The sequence below is a fragment of the Sulfitobacter sp. IGS-18 genome, assembly GCF_059628195.1.
Genome location: NZ_JCAQIH010000002.1, coordinates 257,569 through 275,847, shown reverse-complemented (window position 1 = coordinate 275,847; position 18,279 = coordinate 257,569). Strand labels below are relative to the sequence as shown.

The 18,279-nt window shown below is 63.7% G+C and carries 15 protein-coding genes; 12 read left to right on the top strand and 3 right to left on the bottom strand.

Translation table 11 applies throughout. The features are described 5' to 3' along the window. Positions 1-2: 2 nt before the first annotated feature. From ACWNZ3_RS19445 to ACWNZ3_RS19395, 11 genes are all read left to right on the top strand, one after another. The gene (locus ACWNZ3_RS19445) at positions 3-1,316 is read left to right on the top strand and encodes an NAD(P)/FAD-dependent oxidoreductase (protein ID WP_496901938.1); all 1,314 of its coding nucleotides are present in this window, start codon (positions 3-5) and stop codon (positions 1,314-1,316) included. Positions 1,317-1,330: 14 nt separating this feature from the next. Further along, on the top strand, positions 1,331-3,508 hold the full coding sequence (locus ACWNZ3_RS19440; RefSeq protein ID WP_496901937.1) for an FAD-dependent oxidoreductase: 2,178 nt from the start codon (positions 1,331-1,333) through the stop codon (positions 3,506-3,508). A 230-nt stretch (positions 3,509-3,738) separates the two neighbouring features. Beyond that, complete coding sequence (locus tag ACWNZ3_RS19435) at positions 3,739-4,119, top strand: cupin domain-containing protein (RefSeq protein ID WP_496901936.1); 381 nt, start codon at positions 3,739-3,741, stop codon at positions 4,117-4,119. 5 nt (positions 4,120-4,124) lie between these two features. Next, positions 4,125-5,237: an acetylornithine deacetylase gene (gene argE, locus ACWNZ3_RS19430; protein ID WP_269361056.1), complete on the top strand. Its 1,113-nt coding sequence runs from the start codon at positions 4,125-4,127 to the stop codon at positions 5,235-5,237. A 135-nt stretch (positions 5,238-5,372) separates the two neighbouring features. Continuing rightward, entirely contained in the window at positions 5,373-6,218 is an 846-nt protein-coding gene (locus tag ACWNZ3_RS19425; protein ID WP_496901935.1) for a GNAT family N-acetyltransferase, read from the top strand. A 17-nt stretch (positions 6,219-6,235) separates the two neighbouring features. Beyond that, entirely contained in the window at positions 6,236-7,609 is a 1,374-nt protein-coding gene (locus ACWNZ3_RS19420; RefSeq protein ID WP_496901934.1) for an aspartate aminotransferase family protein, read from the top strand. After that, entirely contained in the window at positions 7,609-8,520 is a 912-nt protein-coding gene (locus ACWNZ3_RS19415) for a 2-hydroxyacid dehydrogenase (RefSeq protein ID WP_496901933.1), read from the top strand. Before ACWNZ3_RS19420 ends, ACWNZ3_RS19415 begins: the two co-directional genes overlap by 1 nt. A 116-nt stretch (positions 8,521-8,636) precedes the next feature. Next, a complete protein-coding gene (locus ACWNZ3_RS19410) occupies positions 8,637-9,962 on the top strand; it encodes an NAD(P)/FAD-dependent oxidoreductase (RefSeq protein ID WP_496901932.1) in 1,326 nt (441 codons plus the stop codon). Positions 9,963-10,170: 208 nt separating this feature from the next. Then, entirely contained in the window at positions 10,171-10,410 is a 240-nt protein-coding gene (locus ACWNZ3_RS19405; protein ID WP_496901931.1) for a hypothetical protein, read from the top strand. A 17-nt stretch (positions 10,411-10,427) separates the two neighbouring features. Beyond that, on the top strand, positions 10,428-11,480 hold the full coding sequence (locus tag ACWNZ3_RS19400) for a tartrate dehydrogenase (RefSeq protein WP_496901930.1): 1,053 nt from the start codon (positions 10,428-10,430) through the stop codon (positions 11,478-11,480). Then, a complete protein-coding gene (locus tag ACWNZ3_RS19395; RefSeq protein ID WP_496902305.1) occupies positions 11,477-12,949 on the top strand; it encodes an NAD-dependent succinate-semialdehyde dehydrogenase in 1,473 nt (490 codons plus the stop codon). Before ACWNZ3_RS19400 ends, ACWNZ3_RS19395 begins: the two co-directional genes overlap by 4 nt. 71 nt (positions 12,950-13,020) lie before the next feature. Here ACWNZ3_RS19395 and ACWNZ3_RS19390 read toward each other — a convergent pair whose 3' ends face one another. Next, positions 13,021-14,478 carry a glutamine synthetase family protein gene (locus ACWNZ3_RS19390; protein ID WP_496902304.1) on the bottom strand — a complete coding sequence of 486 codons (1,458 nt, stop codon included), beginning with the start codon at positions 14,476-14,478 and terminating at the stop codon, positions 13,021-13,023. A gap of 68 nt (positions 14,479-14,546) precedes the next feature. Further along, positions 14,547-15,866, bottom strand: coding sequence for a Rieske 2Fe-2S domain-containing protein (locus ACWNZ3_RS19385; RefSeq protein ID WP_496902303.1), 1,320 nt, complete (start codon positions 15,864-15,866; stop codon positions 14,547-14,549). 177 nt (positions 15,867-16,043) lie between these two features. On the opposite strand from ACWNZ3_RS19385, the gene ACWNZ3_RS19380 reads away from it, so the two are divergent. Then, a complete protein-coding gene (locus ACWNZ3_RS19380) occupies positions 16,044-16,844 on the top strand; it encodes an IclR family transcriptional regulator (protein ID WP_496902302.1) in 801 nt (266 codons plus the stop codon). 224 nt (positions 16,845-17,068) lie between these two features. Here the strand turns inward: ACWNZ3_RS19380 and ACWNZ3_RS19375 are convergent, their stop codons facing one another. Then, positions 17,069-18,277, bottom strand: a complete 1,209-nt coding sequence (locus tag ACWNZ3_RS19375) for a CaiB/BaiF CoA transferase family protein (protein ID WP_496902301.1) — start codon at positions 18,275-18,277, stop codon at positions 17,069-17,071. Positions 18,278-18,279: the final 2 nt, after the last annotated feature.

The window sequence follows — 18,279 nt, the reverse complement described above, 5'->3', positions numbered from 1 at the left end:
CGATGGCCAAAACATCCCGGCTTGCTGACAAGGCGACACCGTTCTGGTGGGAAGCGGCCCCGCCCGGACCGGTGCCTGTACAGCCCCCCGCCCGGTCGGTGGACGTGGCCATTGTCGGCGCCGGCTATGCCGGGCTGGCTGCGGGATTGACCCTGGCCCGGGCGGGCCGCTCGGTCGCGGCCTTTGACGCGATGCATCCGGGCGAGGGCGCATCCTCGCGCAACGGCGGCATCACCAGCGGCTCGATCCGTCCCAGCCATGCCGCGATAACAAGGACCTTTGACGAGGCCACTGCCTATGCCATCGAAGCCGAGAGCAAGACCGCGCGGGAATTCCTGTACGACTTCATCCGCAGCGAGGAGATCGACTGCGACTTCCGGCTGACTGGCTTGTTCAAGGGGGCGCTGGGGTTCGGCCAATACGACACCATGGCCCGGGGTGCCGAGGCCCTGGCGAAACGGCTGGGCATCGAGACCTATGCGGTTCCCCACGGGGAACAGGAGCAATATATCGGCTCCGGCTTTTACCGTGGCGGCGTTGTGCGCAAGGACATCGGCGGGCTGCATCCGGGCAAGTTTCATGCAGGCCTGTTGCAATTGGCACTGGCCGCCGGTGTCGCCGTGCACGGGCACACCCCGGTCACGGCGATCAGGCGCGAGGGCGCGACATTTCGCGTTCAGACCCCGTCAGGCACGGTCGAGGCGCGGCAGGTACTGGTCTGCACCAACGGTTACACCGATGGTGCCGCCCCCTATCTGCGCCGGCGTCTGGTGCCGGTGCGCAGCCGGATTATCGTCACCGAAGAGCTGCCGCCCGAGGTGATGGACCGGCTGATGCCGCAGCGCATGATGATGGGCGAGGGGCGGCAGCTGGGCTATTACTACCGCCCCACACCAGACGGCAAACGCATCCTGCTGGGCGGGCGCGAAAGCGGGCATGGGGGCGACGCCACCGTGCCGACGCAGCGGCTGCGCCGGGGGCTGGCCGAAGTCTTCCCCGAGCTGGAAGGGGTGCATCTGTCGCACAGCTGGTATGGCAATGTGGCGATGAACCGCGACATGCTGCCCCGGATCTTTGAAAAGGACGGGATCGTCTATGCCAGCGGGTTCTGTGGCTCGGGCGTCGTCTGGGCACCCTGGGTCGGCACCCGCGCGGCGCACCGGTTGCTGGGCAATGGCGAAGAGGGCCGTTCCGCGCTGTTCTCCCGCCCGCCTGCTGCGGTGCCGCTCTACCGGGGCAACCCGTGGTTCATGCCCGCGATCATCAGGGGTTATGCGCTGCAGGACCGCATCGCATGGTGGCGTAGCAAACGATAAAGCGGATGACCGCGATGTTCGACGACGCAATTGTGGCCGACCTCTGGCGCTATCCGCTCAGCACGCTGGGCGGCGAGCGCTGCGAGACCCTCCGGATGGTCAAGGGCGGGCCGGTTGGTGACCGGACCCATGGGCTTTTCGATGCGGAGACAGGCGAGACAGCCTATCCCGTGCGTGATCCCCGCTGGAACCGGGCGCCCGATATCCAGGCACGGATCCGCAACGACTGTCCCCAGATTTCATCCGATGGACAGGTCTGGCTGGATGCGGAAAGCGAGGCGGCCCGTGACATGCTGTCGTTGCATTTCGGCCGCGCGGTTCAGGTCCGGCGGCACGGCACGGCGCTGGCAGACGGCACGGCGGCCCGGCCACGCTACACCATGGCGCCGGTGCATCTGATCAGCCGGCAGGCGCTGGCGCAATTGTCCCGCCTCCTTCCGCAAAGCAACATGGATGCGCGCCGCTTTCGCCCGAACATCGTGGTCGATTTGCCCGATGCCCCGGAGGGTATTCCGGAATACAACCTGCTCGGCCAGCGTTTCCGGATCGGGAATGTCACCCTGCGCGGTGTCTCCCATTGTGGAAGATGCGGCTTTACCACGCTGGCGCAGGGCGAATTGCCGGGCGATCCCGACGTTTTGCGGACGCTTGTGGATCGGTTTCAACGCAATCTTGGCATCTATTGTGTCATCGAAACCGAAGGCGCGATTGAGCTTGGCCAGCGACTGGAGCTGCCGCAGCCCCGGCCAATCGTGATCGTGGGCGCGGGACAGGCCGGCGCGATGGCGGCACGTTCCTTGCGCGAAGCAGGCCATCGCGGGCCGGTGCAAATGATCGGCGACGAAGCGCATCCGCCCTACGAGCGGCCGGAACTGTCAAAGACGCTGTTCCAGAGCGTGCCGCAGACCGATGCGATGACCCCGGATGAGGCAAAGCGCCTGAACATCGACCTGAGCCTCGGCCAGCGGGTTGTCGGGGTGGATGCGGATCGCTGCCGGGTGACCCTGGCCGATGGCAGCAATCGCGACTATGCGCGGCTGATCCTCGCGACCGGTGGGCAGGCGCGAAACCCGATGGCGCTGTCCGGTACGCGCGTGCACAGGTTGCGCACCCGCGATGACGCACGGGCCATCGCCCTGGCCGCGCCACGCCGCTTGCTGATCCTCGGGGGCGGCTGGATCGCGATGGAGGCCGCTGCCGCCGCCCGTGCCGCCGGGATCGAGGTGACCGTTCTGGTGCGTGGACCGGCGCTGGCCCACCGTCTGTTGCCGCCTGCGGTTTCCGATCACCTTGCCGCCTTGCACCGCAGCCATGGTGTTGATCTTCGCCTGGGCGTCAGCGCTGAATTCGCTGTGGATGTCAACGCGGTCCGCGCCAAGATCGGCGACAGCGAGATTACGGCTGACATGCTGCTGATCGCCGTGGGGATCTCGCCCAACGATGATCTGGGTCGCCATGCCGGGATCGCCTGTGACGGAGGTATCAGCACGGATGCCGCAGGCACGACCAGCAATCCGCTCATCCATGCGATTGGCGATGTGGCGTCACAACCCGGGCCGGCAGGGCTCGCGCGGATCGAAAGCTGGCAGAACGCCAATGACCAGGCGCGCGCCTGCGTGCGCGCCATGTTGGGCCAGCCACTTTCGGCCCGCGCGCCCCTGCGGTTCTGGTCGGATCAATTTGGCAAACGGATTCAAATTGCCGGGCGCCCGACTGCGAAAGCCCGCCTTTGCAACAGACCCGGGGACGGGGACCGGCCATTTTGGGACTTTGGCGATTTTGCGATCGGCATCGACCGCCCGCAGGAGATTCATCGTTTCGATTCCGCACCACGACCAAAGACCGCGCGCCGTCAGCCGCCTAAACCAACCGGGCCGGGACGCTTCCTTGTCGCGGGTTCCGCTGTGGCGGAGGGCGCGGTGCTGCGTGTCGATGACCCCAAGCTTGGCGCATTGGCCGTCACCCGCATCAATGGTCAGGTCCATGCAGTTGCGGATGCCTGCCCGCATGCCGTGGCTTCCTTGTCGGATGGTTTCGTGGCGGATGGTCACATCGTTTGTCCCGTGCATTTTGCCGAATTCGATCTTGTCGATGGCGCCCCGCGCAATGCGCCTGCCGGTTGCGGGAAACTGACCATCTGTGCGGTCAGTGAGACGGGCGATAAGATCCTGATCCACGACCGGGAAACATAGTTTTCCATGTTTGCAGGGGTTTTCTGGTTCGTGGCCAAGGTTCACCTGACATGTGCCACCGGGCTTCCCCCAATTTACGGAATCGCGAGCATGAAATTGCGCCGGGCGGGCAGCATCCGGCAGGTCCTGCCGCCGGAACGGCAACTTTGGACAAGATCGCCGGGCAGGCTGGTGCATTTTGTCCGGGCAGATCAACGCGCCGGTTGGCGCACCAGCAGAAAGACCTCTCTATGTCCCTTATTGTTCCGATTGATACCGCCCCCGAATTCGCCCCCCGCGAAGATGTGGCAGCCCCCGACCGCCTGATCGAAGGCGCGCCTGCCTTTCGCACATGGGCGCAGGACGAAGCCTGGGCCGAAGCCGCGCAATGGGGTCAGATTCGCACCGGCGTATGGGAAGCCACGCCCGGCACGACAAAGTCGATGAAGGGCGAAACCTTTGAATTCTGCCATATCCTGTCCGGACGCGTCGAGATCAGCGAAGACGGCGGTGATACCTTCAGCTTTGGTGCGGGCGACAGCTTTGTGATGAAGCCGGGCTTTGTGGGCCAGTGGAAAACACTGGAGACCCTGCGCAAGATCTATGTCACCGCAACCCCCGTCACGGAGTGAGCGTGATGCAGGCATCGGGTGCCGCGCTGCTGGAGCAGCTTGTCGGCTTTCCCAGTGTGGTCGGCACGCCCAATGACGGGTTGATGCAGTTTGTTGCGGATTACCTGCGCAAACACGGGGTGCCCTTTCACCTGCTCAAGGGACCGGAAGGCGACCGGTACAATCTGTTCGCCACCATCGGGGATGCGTCACGGCCCGGCTATATATTGTCGGGCCATGTCGATGTGGTGCCGGCGGGCGAGCCGGAATGGCTGGATGATCCCTTTGTCCTGCGCCGTGACGGCGGGCGGCTGATCGGGCGGGGCAGTTGCGACATGAAGGGCTATGTGGCTGCGGTGCTGGCCGCCGTGCCCGAACTGGTCGGTATGGAGCTGTCCGCCCCTGTTCATATTGCGCTGTCCTATGACGAGGAGGCGGGCTGTCGCGGGGTGCCGCATATGATTGCGGTGCTGCCGGATCTATGCGCGCCGCCCCTGGGCTGCATCGTCGGAGAGCCGACCGGGCTGGTGCCGGTGCTGGCGCATAAGGGCAAGGCGGCGCTGCGGCTGGTGGCCGAGGGCCGGTCGGGCCACAGTTCGCGCCCCGATCAGGGTGACAATGCCATTCATGCGCTGTTGCCTGCGCTGTCCGTTGCGCGCAAGCAGGCCGAGGCGCTGCGTGAAGGGCCGCAGGATGACCGTTTCGCGCCGCCCTATTCCAGTCTTCAGATCGGCACGGTGCAGGGCGGTCAGGCGCTGAACATCATCCCCGATCACGCCGAAGCCAGCATGGAGGCGCGGGCGATTGCCGGTGTTGATCCCAAAACGCTGCTGGAGCCGGTGATGGCGGCGCTGGGGCCGGGGGTGCGCGGCGAATGGCTGTCGACTTATCCGGCGCTGTCGCTGGAAGCGGATCATCCGCTGGCCACACTGGCCGCGCACATCTCGGGGCATAAGCCCCTGGGTGCTGTCAGTTTCGGCACCGAGGCGGGGCTGTTCCAGCAGGCGGGAATCGCCTCGGTCATCTGCGGGCCCGGCGACATCGCACGCGCGCACCGGCCCGAGGAATATCTGACCGAAGACGAACTGGCGGGGGCAATAGCAATGGTCCTGGCGCTGGGGCGTCATCTGGCGTCCTGATCCGCTTTGCGCTACGCGGCATTTTCTGTGGCCGAGCAACTGCGCCGCCGCAGAAAACTGCCGCAACGGGCGGGGATCAAAACAAAACTGCCGCGTGCGGGGGCCTAGACTGGGCACAAACAGGACGGAAAATTCATGACTGCTATCAAACCCGCACCGGCCAGATTGTCGCAAGACGATGTTCAGATCACCGCCTTTGAGCCCGCCCATCTGGATGGCGCACTGCGTCTGTCGACGGAGGCCGTCTGGCCGCACCGTGCCGAGGACTGGCAGCTCACGCTGTCGGTCTCCAGGGGGGTTGTGGCGCTGCAGGACGGCAAAGTTGTGGGCACTGCATTGTGCTCTGCCTTCGGCGATGTGGCGACGATGAACATGATCATCGTCGATGCGCAGATGCGCGGACGCGGGCTGGGCCGGGCGCTGATGGAGCAGGTGATTGCCCTTGGCGGTGCGCGCGAATTGCGTCTGACCGCCACTGCGGACGGGCTGCCGCTTTATGAAAAGATGGGCTTTGTCGCCTGTGGCGAAGTGTGCCAGCAGCAGGGGATTGCCCAGGCAGCGACGCCTGAATTGCCCGTTCGAACCGGTGATGCGCAGGATATTCCGGCGCTGGCAGCGCTGGATTTGCAGGCCTCGGGCATGTCGCGGGCGGGATTGCTGGGGGCGATTGCCGCGCAGGGCGAAGTGCTGCGCTGCGAGAACGGATTTGCCCTGCTGCGCGATTTCGGGCGCGGGCGGGTGCTGGGGCCGGTGGTGGCACGGGACGCGGCCAGCGCTGCGGCGCTGATGGCCGAGGCCGCGCGCCGCTGTGCGGGTGGTTTCCTGCGTGTTGACCTGCCCGCCGACGCGGGCATGGGCGAGACTGCAACGCGGTTGGGTCTGGAAGCCGCTGGCGGCGGCATTGCCATGAAACGCGACGCGCGGACCCGCGCGCCGTCGGAATACAAAACCTTTGCCCTTGTGTCGCAGGCGCTGGGATAACCTGAATGGGACGTCAAATGTTGACCAATTCTCTTGTCGAGCTGGACCGCCAGCACCTTGTTCATCCGGTGTCGTCCTTCCGCGGCCACGAGGCCCGCGGCGTGCGCGTCCTGCGGTCGGCCAAGGGGGCGACTGTCACCGACAGCGAAGGGCGCGAGCTGCTGGACGGGTTTGCGGGCCTTTGGTGTGTGAACGCGGGCTATGGCCATGAAAGCGTGGTCGAGGCCGCTGCCGAGCAGATGCGCAGGCTGCCCTATGCGACGGGATATTTCGATCTGGGGTCGGAACCCCCGATCCGGCTGGCCGCCGCTCTGGCCGACCGTGCGCCGGGCGATCTGAACCATGTCTATTTCACCCTTGGCGGGTCGGACGCGGTGGACAGCACCATCCGCTTTGTCCGCTACTACTGGCAGGCCAGGGGCAAGCCCGGGCGCGATCAGTTCATCTCGGTCGAGCAGGGCTATCACGGCTCAACCACGATGGGCGCGGGGCTGACGGCGCTGCCCGGTTTCCATGACGGCTTCGGCGTGCCCTATGCCTGGCAACACAAGATTTCCTCGCATTACGTCTATCGCAATCCGCGGGGCGATGATCCGCAGGCGGTGATCGAGGCCTCGGTGGCCGAGCTGCGCGCCAAGGTGGCCGAGATCGGAGAGGACCGCGTTGCGGCCTTCTATGTCGAGCCGATTCAGGGATCGGGTGGCGTGCTGGTGCCGCCGCCGGGCTGGATCAAGGCGATGCGGGATCTGTGCGGTGAACTTGGCATTCTCTTTGTCGTTGATGAGGTCATCACGGCATTTGGCCGCACCGGCCCGATTTTTGCCAGCGCCGACGAGGGCATCGTGCCCGACCTGCTGACCTGCGCCAAGGGGCTGACCTCGGGCTATGTCCCGATGGGGGCGGTCTTGATGTCGGATCATGTCTATGAGGTGATTGCCGATGGTGCAGGGGCCAAGGCCGTGGGGCATGGGTTCACCTATTCCGCGCATCCGGTCTCGGCGGCGGTGGCGCTTGAGGTGCTGGCGCTTTATGAGGGCGGGCTGTTCGAGAACGGCATACGCGCAGGCAAACGCCTGATGGCGGGGCTGGAAACCCTGCGTGATCATCCCCTGGTCGGCGATGTGCGCGGACGCGGGATGCTGGCGGCGGTGGAACTGGTGACCGACAAGGCGCGCAAGACACCCCTGCCGCCCGAAGTGCAGCCTGCAACGCGGTTGTTTGACCGGGCCTGGGAACAGGGGCTGGTGGTGCGGTCATTTCCGCAGGGCATCTTTGCCTATGCGCCACCGCTGTGCTGTACCGAAGACGAGATTGACGAGATCGTGGCGCGGACCCGCAGGGTTCTGGATATCACCCTGGACGATCCCGAAATTCGCGAGGTGTTGCGCTGATGGCATTGCTGTTCCTGTCCAGTGCCGAACGTGCCGCGGTCTGGGTCGCGGCCTTTGAAGCGGCAGGAGAAAAGATCATTGTGGGCGAAGAGGCCGTCACCGACCCGGCCGAGGTCACGCATCTGTTGTGCTGGACACCCCCGAAAGATCTGCAGCGCTATCCCAACCTGCAGGTCGTGATCAGTTCCGGGGCCGGGGTGGACCAGATGCCTGCCTTGCCCGCAGGCATGGAACTGGTGCGCGCCCTTGATCCGGGTATCGAGGAGATGGTGCGCGACTGGGTGGTAATGGCAACATTGATGCTGCACCGCACGATGTCGGCCTATCTGGAACAGGCAGGGCAGGGCCAATGGAAGCCGCAGGCGGTGTCGCATGCGCGGAACGCCCGCGTCGGGATCATGGGCATGGGCCGGATCGGCACATTGGCGGCACAGACGCTGGGCGGCATGGGTTTCAAGGTCAGCGGCTGGTCACGCTCCGGGCGGCCGGTGGCAGATGTTCCGGTTTATGGCCTGCAGGATCTGGACAGGTTTCTGGGCCAGAGCGATATTCTGGTCTGTCTGCTGCCGCTGACAGCCGAGACGCGCGGCATCCTGAACGCCGCTCTGTTTGCGAAACTGCCGGAAGCGGCGGCGCTGGTGCATGCCGGGCGCGGGGCGCAGCTGGACATGCAGGCAATGCGCGACGCGCTGGACAGTGGCGCGCTGCGGCATGCGATGCTGGATGTGACCAACCCTGAACCGCTGCCTGCCGATCATTGGGCCTGGCGCGATCCGCGGGTGATCGTCACGCCGCATATCGCGGCCGTGACCGATCACCACGCTGGCGCGCTGCATGCGCTGGAGGTGGTCCGCGCCACGTGCACCAAAAGCCCGCTTCCCGGGCGTGTCGATCAGAACCGGGGGTATTGAGCGCAACCGGCGGTGCCGCGCAGGTTTCGTTTTTGTGAACAATTACAAGACCATATCCTGCGACGCCGCGCAGCAGGCGATATGATGAAGGTCTGGCCAGAAGTACGGAGAATACAATGCCTGCCCCGTTGATGAATTTGACGACAAATGACACCTTTCCAGATGCTGCCGATTGCGTGGTGATCGGGGCAGGCATTGTCGGCGTATGTGCCGCCTATTGGCTGTCGCGTGCGGGCATGAAAGTGGTGCTGCTGGAGAAAGGCCGCGTGGGGGCCGAACAATCCAGCCGCAACTGGGGCTGGTGCCGCCAGCAGAACCGCGATGCGCGCGAGCTTCCGCTCTCCACCCGCAGCCTGGCGCTGTGGGAAGACATGGCGCAGGACATCGGTGTTGATCTGGGCTTTCGCCGCTGCGGGTTGCTGTATCTTTCCAACGATGCCGCCGAAATCGAAGGCTGGGCCAGCTGGGGCCGGTTTGCGCGGGGCGAAGGTGTCGACACCCGGATGCTGAGCGCCGCCGAAGCCACCGAAAGGGGCGCTGCGACGGGGCAGAAATGGGCCGGTGGGGTCTGGTCGCCCAGCGATGGCATTGCCGACCCTGCCAGTGCCGCACCGCAGATTGCACGCGGCGTGATGAAGCATGGCGGTGTCGTGGTGCAGGGCTGTGCCGCCCGCGGTATCGAAACCGAAGCGGGGGCCGTCTCGGCGGTGGTGACCGAGCGTGGCGTGATCCGCACGCCGCAGGTGGTGATGGCGGGTGGCGCCTGGGCGGGCAGTTTCCTGCACCAATCGGGCATCTTCTTTCCCCAGGCCTCGGTGCGCAGTTCGATCCTCTCCGTGGCGCCGGGTGCCGAGGGTTTGCCGCCTGCGCTGCATACCTCTGCGGTGTCGCTGACCCGGCGTGGCGATGGCGGTTATACATTGGCGATTTCGGGTAAGGGCAACGTTGATCCGACCCCTCGCATGATCCGCAAAGCCAAGCATTTCCTGCCGATGTTCACCAAACGCTGGCGGTCGCTGCTGCCAGGCGGGTTGCAGGCCTGGCGGGCGGGTTTCGAGACCATGGCGACCTGGGATCTGGACCGGGAAACCCCGATGGAACGGGTCCGCATCCTTGACCCGCGCCCCTCGGTTGCGACGGTGAACCAGACGCTGGCCAATGCGCGCAAGCTCTTGCCCGCACTTGCGACTGTACCGGTGCAGGCACGATGGGCAGGCTATATCGACAGCACGCCGGACGGCGTGCCGGTGATCGACAATGATATCGGCATTGCGGGTCTGACGCTGGCGGCGGGGCTGTCTGGCCACGGCTTTGGCATCGGGCCGGGGGTGGGCCATCTGGTCGCCGATCTGGTACTTGCCCGCGCCCCCATCACCGAGACGGCGCAGTACCGGCTGGCCCGCTTTGATCATGCCCAATGGGGCAGAGTATCCAAGTTTTGATAGCGGCTGTGCGGCCATGGCTTTGCCCAATGCAGGGCGGCAGGATACAGGCCGCGCCGATCTGAAGGTTCGGGCTCGACAGCGCCAAAATCTTCTGCCTGAGAAATCCGGGAGTGCAGCGTAAAATGCTGAGGATCCGGCGCTTTCGGCAGCTATGGCCGCATCGAACGCGCGATCTTGCAGGCAGAATTCCTTCTCAGGGTGCGCCATGAACCTTGCCAATGATGCAGACCAGACCGCCTTGCCAGCCTGTCGGTTTATCGGTGGTGCCGATGGCGCCGATGCCGGACGGGTGGCGCGCTTTCGGAGATTTGGGCGCGCGCAAGTGGCCTTGGCTCTTGTCGGCCATCCCGGCTATGGGCTCTGTGCGGGGCTGAAGACCTGCGGCCCGGGACGCAAAGCCGGTGCCGCCAGCCGCAGAATGAAATCGGTCCTGATCGACCTGTGAAGACCAAGGAAACTGATATGACCACATATAATCTTGCTTTGATCCCCGGAGACGGCATTGGCGTCGATGTCACCGACGCCGCCATGGAGGTCATGAACGCGGCCGCCGGCCGCTTTGGCTTTGCCCTGGAAACACAGACCTTTCCGTGGTCTTGCGAATATTACGCCAAGACAGGTGCGATGATGCCGGAAGATGGCATTGAAACGCTGCGCGGCTTTGACGCGATCTTTCTGGGTGCGGTCGGCTGGCCCGACAGCGTGCCGGATTCGGTGTCGCTGCATGGTCTGTTGCTGCCGATCCGCAAGGCCTTTGACCAATATGCCAACATCCGGCCCCACAGGCTGCTGGCCGGTGTCGAAGGCCCGCTGAAGGCCGAAGGTTTCGACATCCTGTGCATCCGCGAAAACACCGAAGGTGAATATTCCGGTGCCGGCGGGCGCGTGCATCAGGGACGTGACAACGAAGTGGCGGTCGAGACGTCGATTTTCACTCGCCAAGGTGTCGAACGTATCCTGCGCTTTGGTTTCGAACAGGCACAGGCGCGGCGCAAGCATCTGACGTCGGTCACCAAGTCGAACGCACAGAAATATTCGATGGTGTTCTGGGATGAGGTGACCCGCGAACTGGCTGCCGAATATCCCGAGGTGACGGTCAGCCACATGCATATCGACGCCATGGCGGCCAAGATGGTGATGAACCCGCAGGATCTGGACGTGGTGGTTGCCTCGAACCTGTTTGGCGACATCCTGACCGATCTGGGCGCGGCTATTCAGGGCGGGCTGGGCTTTGCCGCTTCGGCCAATATCTGCCCTGACCGCAGCGCGCCTTCGATGTTCGAACCGGTGCATGGTTCAGCACCGGATATTGCGGGCAAGAACATTGCCAACCCGATCGCCGCGATCTGGTCGGGGGCGCAGATGCTGGAGCATCTGGGCGAGGGCGAAGCCGCTGCCGCTGTGCTGGAGGCCGTCGAAACAGCGACCGCACAGGGCATTGGCACCCGTCCCGGTCAGAACACCACAGACGATATCACGGCGGCAGTTGTTGCCGCGCTTGGAGGAAAAGCATGACCATTCACGACACACCATCCACCAACCTGCGCGACCAGCTGTCCGATCCCGACCTGCTGCGCGAAGCGGCGCTGATCGACGGCGACTGGATCGAGCGCGCGGACATGCCGGTGATCGACCCGGCCACCGGTGACGCGATCGGGCATATGCCAGACTGTACGGCGGTTGAAACCAGCGCCGCCATCGCCGCCGCCGAAGAGGCGATGAAAGACTGGCGCGCGCGCACCCACGTCGACCGCGCCGACATCCTGATGCGCTGGTATCAACTGATGTATGACCACGCCGAAGACCTGGCGCGGATCCTGACCGCCGAACAGGGCAAACCGCTGGCCGAGGCGCGGGGCGAGGTGGTTTACGGCGCGTCCTTTGTCCGCTGGTTCGCGGAAGAGGCGCGGCGGATCAACGGCCATATCATCCCCTCTCCGGTGCCGGGCAAGAAGATCTTTGCCATGAAGGAGCCGGTTGGCGTCTGTGCCATCATCACGCCGTGGAATTTCCCCATCGCGATGATCACCCGCAAGGTGGCCCCCGGCCTGGCGGCAGGGTGCACGATGGTCATCAAGCCGTCCGATTTTACCCCCTATTCGGCGCTGGCGCTTGGCGTTCTGGCCGAGCGGGCGGGTATGCCCAGGGGTGTGCTGAACATCCTGACCGGCCGCCCGGAGGTGATCGGCGAAACGCTGACCGCCAGCCCCGTGGTGCGCAAGCTGTCGTTCACCGGCTCGACCCGCGTGGGCGCGCTGCTGGCCGGGCAATGCGCCCCGACGCTCAAGAAAATATCGCTGGAGCTGGGCGGCAACGCGCCGTTCATCGTCTTTGACGATGCCGATCTGGATGCCGCTGTCGAGGGCGCGATGCAGTCGAAGTTCCGCAATGGCGGTCAGACCTGTGTCTGCGCCAACCGCATTCTGGTGCAATCCGGCATCTACGATGCCTTTGTCGCGGCATTGGCGGCCAGGGTCGATGCGCTGACGGTGGGTCCCGGCACAGCCGAGGGCATTGCCATCGGTCCGATGATCAACACCAGCGCCATCACCAAGATCAACGCCCATGTGGCGGATGCATTGGCCAAGGGCGCCCGGCGTGCCACCAAGGCGCGCGATCTGCCTGCGCAATTTGCCGATCCGGTCGTGCTGTCGGAGGCGACGGTGGACATGCAGCTGGCAGACGAGGAAACCTTTGGCCCCGTCGCGCCCGTGTTCCGGTTCGAAACGGAGGCCGAGGCGCTGGCGCTGGCCAATGGTACGCCCTTTGGTCTGGCGGCCTATTTCTACACCACGGACATGGCCCGTGCCTTCCGGTTCGGCGAGGCGCTGGAGGCGGGTCTGGTCGGGTTGAACACCGGCGTGGTCAGCCATGCGGAGGCGCCTTTCGGCGGGGTCAAAGCCTCCGGTCTGGGGCGTGAGGGCGCGCAGGAAGGGATCGAGGAATACCTTGAAACCAAGGCGTTCCATTTCGCCGGTCTTTGAGCGTTCCCGGGGCCTGCCCGCTTTCCTGCCGTTAACTGGTGGAAAGCGGGCAGACCCGCGTCAGCGGCGTTTCAGTAGATCCCGAAATATTCGGCCTGTTCCCATTCCGAGATGGTCAGGTGGTAACGGTCCCATTCCGCGCGCCGGATGAAGGCGAGGTAATCGACAAAAGCATCGCCCAGCACCTCACGGTAAAAGGACGAGTTTTCGAAATGCTGGATCGCGCTGAGCAGGCTTTCGGGCAGTTGCGTTGCCGGGCCGTCATAGGGGGTTTCCACCGGGTCGGGCGCGCGCAGATTGCGGTTCAGACCATCGAGGCCTGACAGGATCTGGCTGGCAAAGAAATAATAGGGGTTGGCCGTTGTCTCTGCCACGCGGTTCTCGATCCGCGAGGCGGGGTCACCGGGTGCCATCAGGGCGCGGATCATTGCGCCACGGTTGTCGCGGCCCCATTGGATGCGGTCGGGGGCCAGTTGATGCGGGCGGTAGCGTTTGTATCCGTTCACCGTCGGCGTAGTCAGCAGGCAGGACGCGCGGGCGTGTTCCAGCAAACCCGCAATCCAGCCACTGGCCGTGTCGGTGATCGTCCCTACGGCAGGTGGCACCAACAGGTTCTCTCCGGTTGTCATGTCAACAAGGGACTGGTGCAGATGCCATCCGCTGGCGGCGGCATTGGCGAGGTTCGGCTTGCACATGAAGGTCGCATGCAGGCCACGCCGCGCGCAGGTCTCTTTCACCATGGCGCGGAACATCATCATGTTGTCCGCATGGGTCAGCGGATCGGCCGGGTCGAAGGTGAATTCGAACTGGCTGGGCCCCATTTCGATCTCCATCGAGCGCACCGGCAGGCCGAGCGCCTGGCAATGGCGGCGCAGATCGTCCAGTACCGGTTCCATCAGGTCATAAAGCTGTTCGGTCAGGAACTGGTAACCCTGGGTGAGGTTGCGGGTCTGAGGCGGCTGGCCGGGCATGGTCGCATCGCCATGGTCGAGCTTTTGCGCAACCTGCGCGTAGATCTGAAATTCGACCTCCAGCCCGACAACCAATGCGATGTTATGCTCTGACAGGCGCGCAATCGCACGCTTGAGCAGGTCACGCGGCGAGAAATCCAGGGTGGCGCCGTCTTTTCCATGCGGATCGCAGAAGATCCAGGCGGAGTTCGACGACCACGGCAACTCGCGATACGTGGCAGGGTCGGGCAGCAAAAGGATATCGCCCGCACCGGTCATGCCCCCGGGAATGTCGGGGTCATCCGACCACACCGGAAAGACAGTCTTGTGCGATGTGTCCTTCAGAAGAAGGGTGGAGGGCATCGCAACCCCGGAGGTGAAGATCGAGGCCATTGCGGAGGCCACGAGGGTCTTGCCGCGCAGGATGCCGTGCTGGTCGGCAAAGAGCACCCTCACCGTCTCGACATCGGAGCCGCTGACCCGTTCGACCAGGGCGGCGGCGGCGCCGATGGCATCCTCGTCAAGCAGGCCCATCCGGGCAAGCGCGCCGCTGGCGATCTTTTCGTGTAACTGGCTCATATCTGCCCTTCAGGTGGCGGCATCAGGGAACCGCGCGTCAACCACCGGTACGATTCATCTTGTGGCCATCAGACCTTTGCATCCCATCCCTTGCAAGCCTCGCGTCGTTCGGCATCGCTTTGCGTGAAGACATCCTGCCAGTTGTCCCGCGTGCCGATGGTGTCGTTTGAGATCGGGCCGTAGATCTTGCTGACATCGACGCCGTTGCACATGGGCAGCGCATCGGTGTTTCCATCCTTGAGGCTGCTGATCGCGGCGCGCAGCATGCGCCGGTATTTGATGATGGCAACATCGGTCTTGCCCAGATGTTCCCTGGTCCGGTCAAAGATCCGGCCGGGGCTTTCGACCGCCCATTGATCGTGCACGTTGATGTCGAGCCCCATGCCGGTATAGGTTTCGCGGGCCTGCTCTTCGGGGTCGAAACCGTAGTCATTGCGCTTGTTCTTGATCGGGGCATAGTCGGGCAGGCGATGTTCCCTGAGCCGCTGATCGCGCATCTTCTGCTTGTCGACGGGTTTGTCAAAGCTGGTGAACATCGAATACCAATAGCAGGTCTCGTCATCCACAGGCACATGCCACTGGGTGATGATCATCTCCCGCGACATGGGGATCGAGATCGCCTCGGGGAAGATCTGGTTGGTGATGCGCACATGGGTGCGGCCGTCTTGCATGTGGCGCAGGGCGATGATGCGCATGCCGTAATCGGTTTCCTCGACCGTGATGTCGGGGCGCGGATAATCGCGCAGCAGCTTGGTCATCGGGATCTCTGTGTTGGCGGCCATGTCGCGGAACTGCTTGCCATAGCTGTCGGCGGGGTCTTCGTCCTGCAGGAAACGGTGCAGGAAAGAGGCATGCGCAGGGTCGATGCCCACCTCCATCGCCTGCAGCCAGTTGCATTCCCACAGACCCTTGAAAGCAAATACGTGACTTTCCGGCGCGCGGAAACAGTCGAAATTCGGGAAGGCCGGTGGCGTGCCCGGCCCCATATAGGCAAAGATGATCCCGTTCTTTTCGATCACCGGATATGATGTCGTCCGGATCTGTTCATGCATCCGCGACCCTTCGGGTTCACCGGGCTGTTCCACGCATTGGCCATTGCGGTTGAAGTGCCAGCCGTGGAAGGGGCAGCGCAATCCGTTGTCTTCCAGCCGACCATAGCAAAGATCGGCCCCACGGTGCGGACAGCCCCGTGCGATCAGGCCAAGTTCGCCTTCGCTGTCACGGAACAGCACCAGATCCTCACCCAGCAGGCGGACCGGCACAACCGGGCGTTTGCCCGCCAGTTCGTCGGTCAGCGCGGCAGGCTGCCAATAGCGGCGCATGACCTCGCCCGCCTCTGTCCCGGGGCCAGTTCTTGTGAGCGTTTCGTTCAGTTCCTGGCTGATCATGGGAAGTCTCCTTCAGATTGGCGGCTGGTTGTATCTTTGCTCCATTTGGTTAAATAGCGCACATATGTTACATTAACAATCCTCATGGCGACATCCCGGGTGATATCTTGGCTTTTGGTTTAATAGCGCCCACGGATGTGTCATCTGAAAGAACCAAGCGAAATCCAGGAGCCGCCCGTGACCCTTCGTCCAGACCCATTGAAACATGAGATTGCGGACAGGGATATTTCCTCGACCTTCGTGAAGGGCATGGCCGTCCTGAAAGCCTTTGACGATACCCATACCAGGCTTACGCTGGCCGAGATCGCGCAGCTGACCGGGCTTGACCGCGCGTCGGTGCGGCGGCTGACCCTGACGCTGGTCCATCTGGGCTATGCCGAACGGGAGGGGCGGCATTTTTCCCTGTCGCCACAGGTGCTGATACTTGCAGGCAGTTTTCTGCGTGGCAATCAGTTCGGCACGCATATCCAGCCGCTGTTGAACCGCTATTCCACCCGGATCGGACAAACGGTTTCGCTTGCCATTCCTGACGGCAATTCAGCGGTCTATGTTGCACAGTCGACAGCGCAGGAGGATGCAGTTTCCTTCGGGTTCACCGTCGGCAGCCGCTTGCCATTGCTCCACACTGCCATCGGCCGGATGATACTGGCCTTTGCGCCGCAGGACCGGGCGGAGGAGACGATCCGCAGCCTTCCGTTTGAACAATATGCGCCGGACACCACCATGGACCGCACCGAAATTCTGAACCGGGTGCAGCACTGCAGGGCGGTTGGCTATGCCATCGTCGAGAACGAGTTCGAACCGGGGGTGACAGGTTTTGCAGCCCCCATTGGCGGGGTGAATGCCTTGAAAGCCGTGGTCGGCACGTCGATGTCGACCCTTGGCATCCGCAGCGAGGATGACCGGCTGCAGACGATCAGCCTGTTGCAGCAGGTCGCGCAGGAGTTGGGCCGGTCACGGCTGTTTTCTGCCAGCTGATCGGGGCAGCTCGGAACATGTGTCGAATGCCGCGGGTACCTGCTATAGCGCTTCGGGATATACCTGAATCACTTGTTCGCTGCCTCTTCCTGCGGTCGAACGCGAAAAGTGATGTTGGATGTTTCAAGTTAATCCCGAAACGCTGTAGCGGAATTAAGCTGCTGTCAGTCGATGCCAGCCCGGGCCCGGAACAAGCCGAGGGCGCCGGGTCAGGGTCGTCACTTTCACCCGATGACGCCGCTCTTTCTCAATTCCTCCAGCTTTTCCGGGCTGAGGTTCAGGCCCGTCAGGACAGCATCAGTATCTGCGCCAAGTGCGCTGGGGATGTTCACCGGGGATTGCGCCACCCCGTTGGCCAGAAAGCTGAGCCCCGGCACAAAGACCTCGTGATCTGTGTCGCCCTTGATGTTCATGCTGCTGATGATGCCGCGTGACTGGATGTGATCCTCGGCCAGGACTTCTTCGAGGCCACGGACTCTGGCGGCGGGGACCTTCCATTCGGCAAGCAGCAGTTCCCATTCGGCCGCCGGCCTGGTGAGGAAGATATCGTCGAGCTCCCGGCGCAGCTGGCCGCTGTTCCGCGCCCGCGCGGCGGTGCTGGCATAGCGGCTGTCTGCCGAAAGATCTTTGCGGTTCAGGGCGGCACACAGCAGATGGAACTGCGGGTCGTTGTTCGCGGCAAGCATCAGCATACCGTCGGAGGTTTCAAACGCACCGGAGGAGGGGCTGGCGCTCCAGGCTTCGTTTCCGTTCTGCTCCGGCATCCAGCCGGAAGACAGGTGTTGCGTCGCGAGAGAGGCCATCATCATCAGCGCAGTGTCGAGCATGGCGACGTCGATGTGCACGGCCTTTTTCAACCGCTCCGCCTCGCGCAGGCCCGCGATGATGCCCAGGGCCGCGTTCATCCCGGTGGCATAATCAATATAGGGTGCGCCGACCTTGGTGGGGCCGCTGCCCCTTGTGCCGGTGGTCTTCATGATGCCGCACATGCCCTGGATGATGTGGTCATAGGCGGGCCGTTCGCTCAGCGGGCCGGTCTGACCATAGGCGGAGATCGAGCAATAGACGATCTGGTCCTGCATCTCGCGCACCGCCTCGAACCCCAAACCCAGCCGTTCCGCGACACCGGGTTTGAAATTTTCGACAAAGATGTCAGCACCCGCAATCAGCCCGCGCATCAATTCGATCCCTTCTGCAGTCTTGAGATTGATGGCGACGGATTTCTTGTCTGCGTTCTGGGTCATGTAGCCCAGCCCCATGCGCCGCGCGATCAGGTCCGGGAAGGGGCCCAGCACGCGGGTCCAGTCACCTTCGCCGGGTTTTTCGATCTTGATGACTTCCGCCCCCATGAGCGCAAGCTGGTAGGTGGCATAGGGTCCGGCAAGTACCTGGCTCAGGTCGATGACCTTCAATCCTTTGAGTGGCTGAAACATGA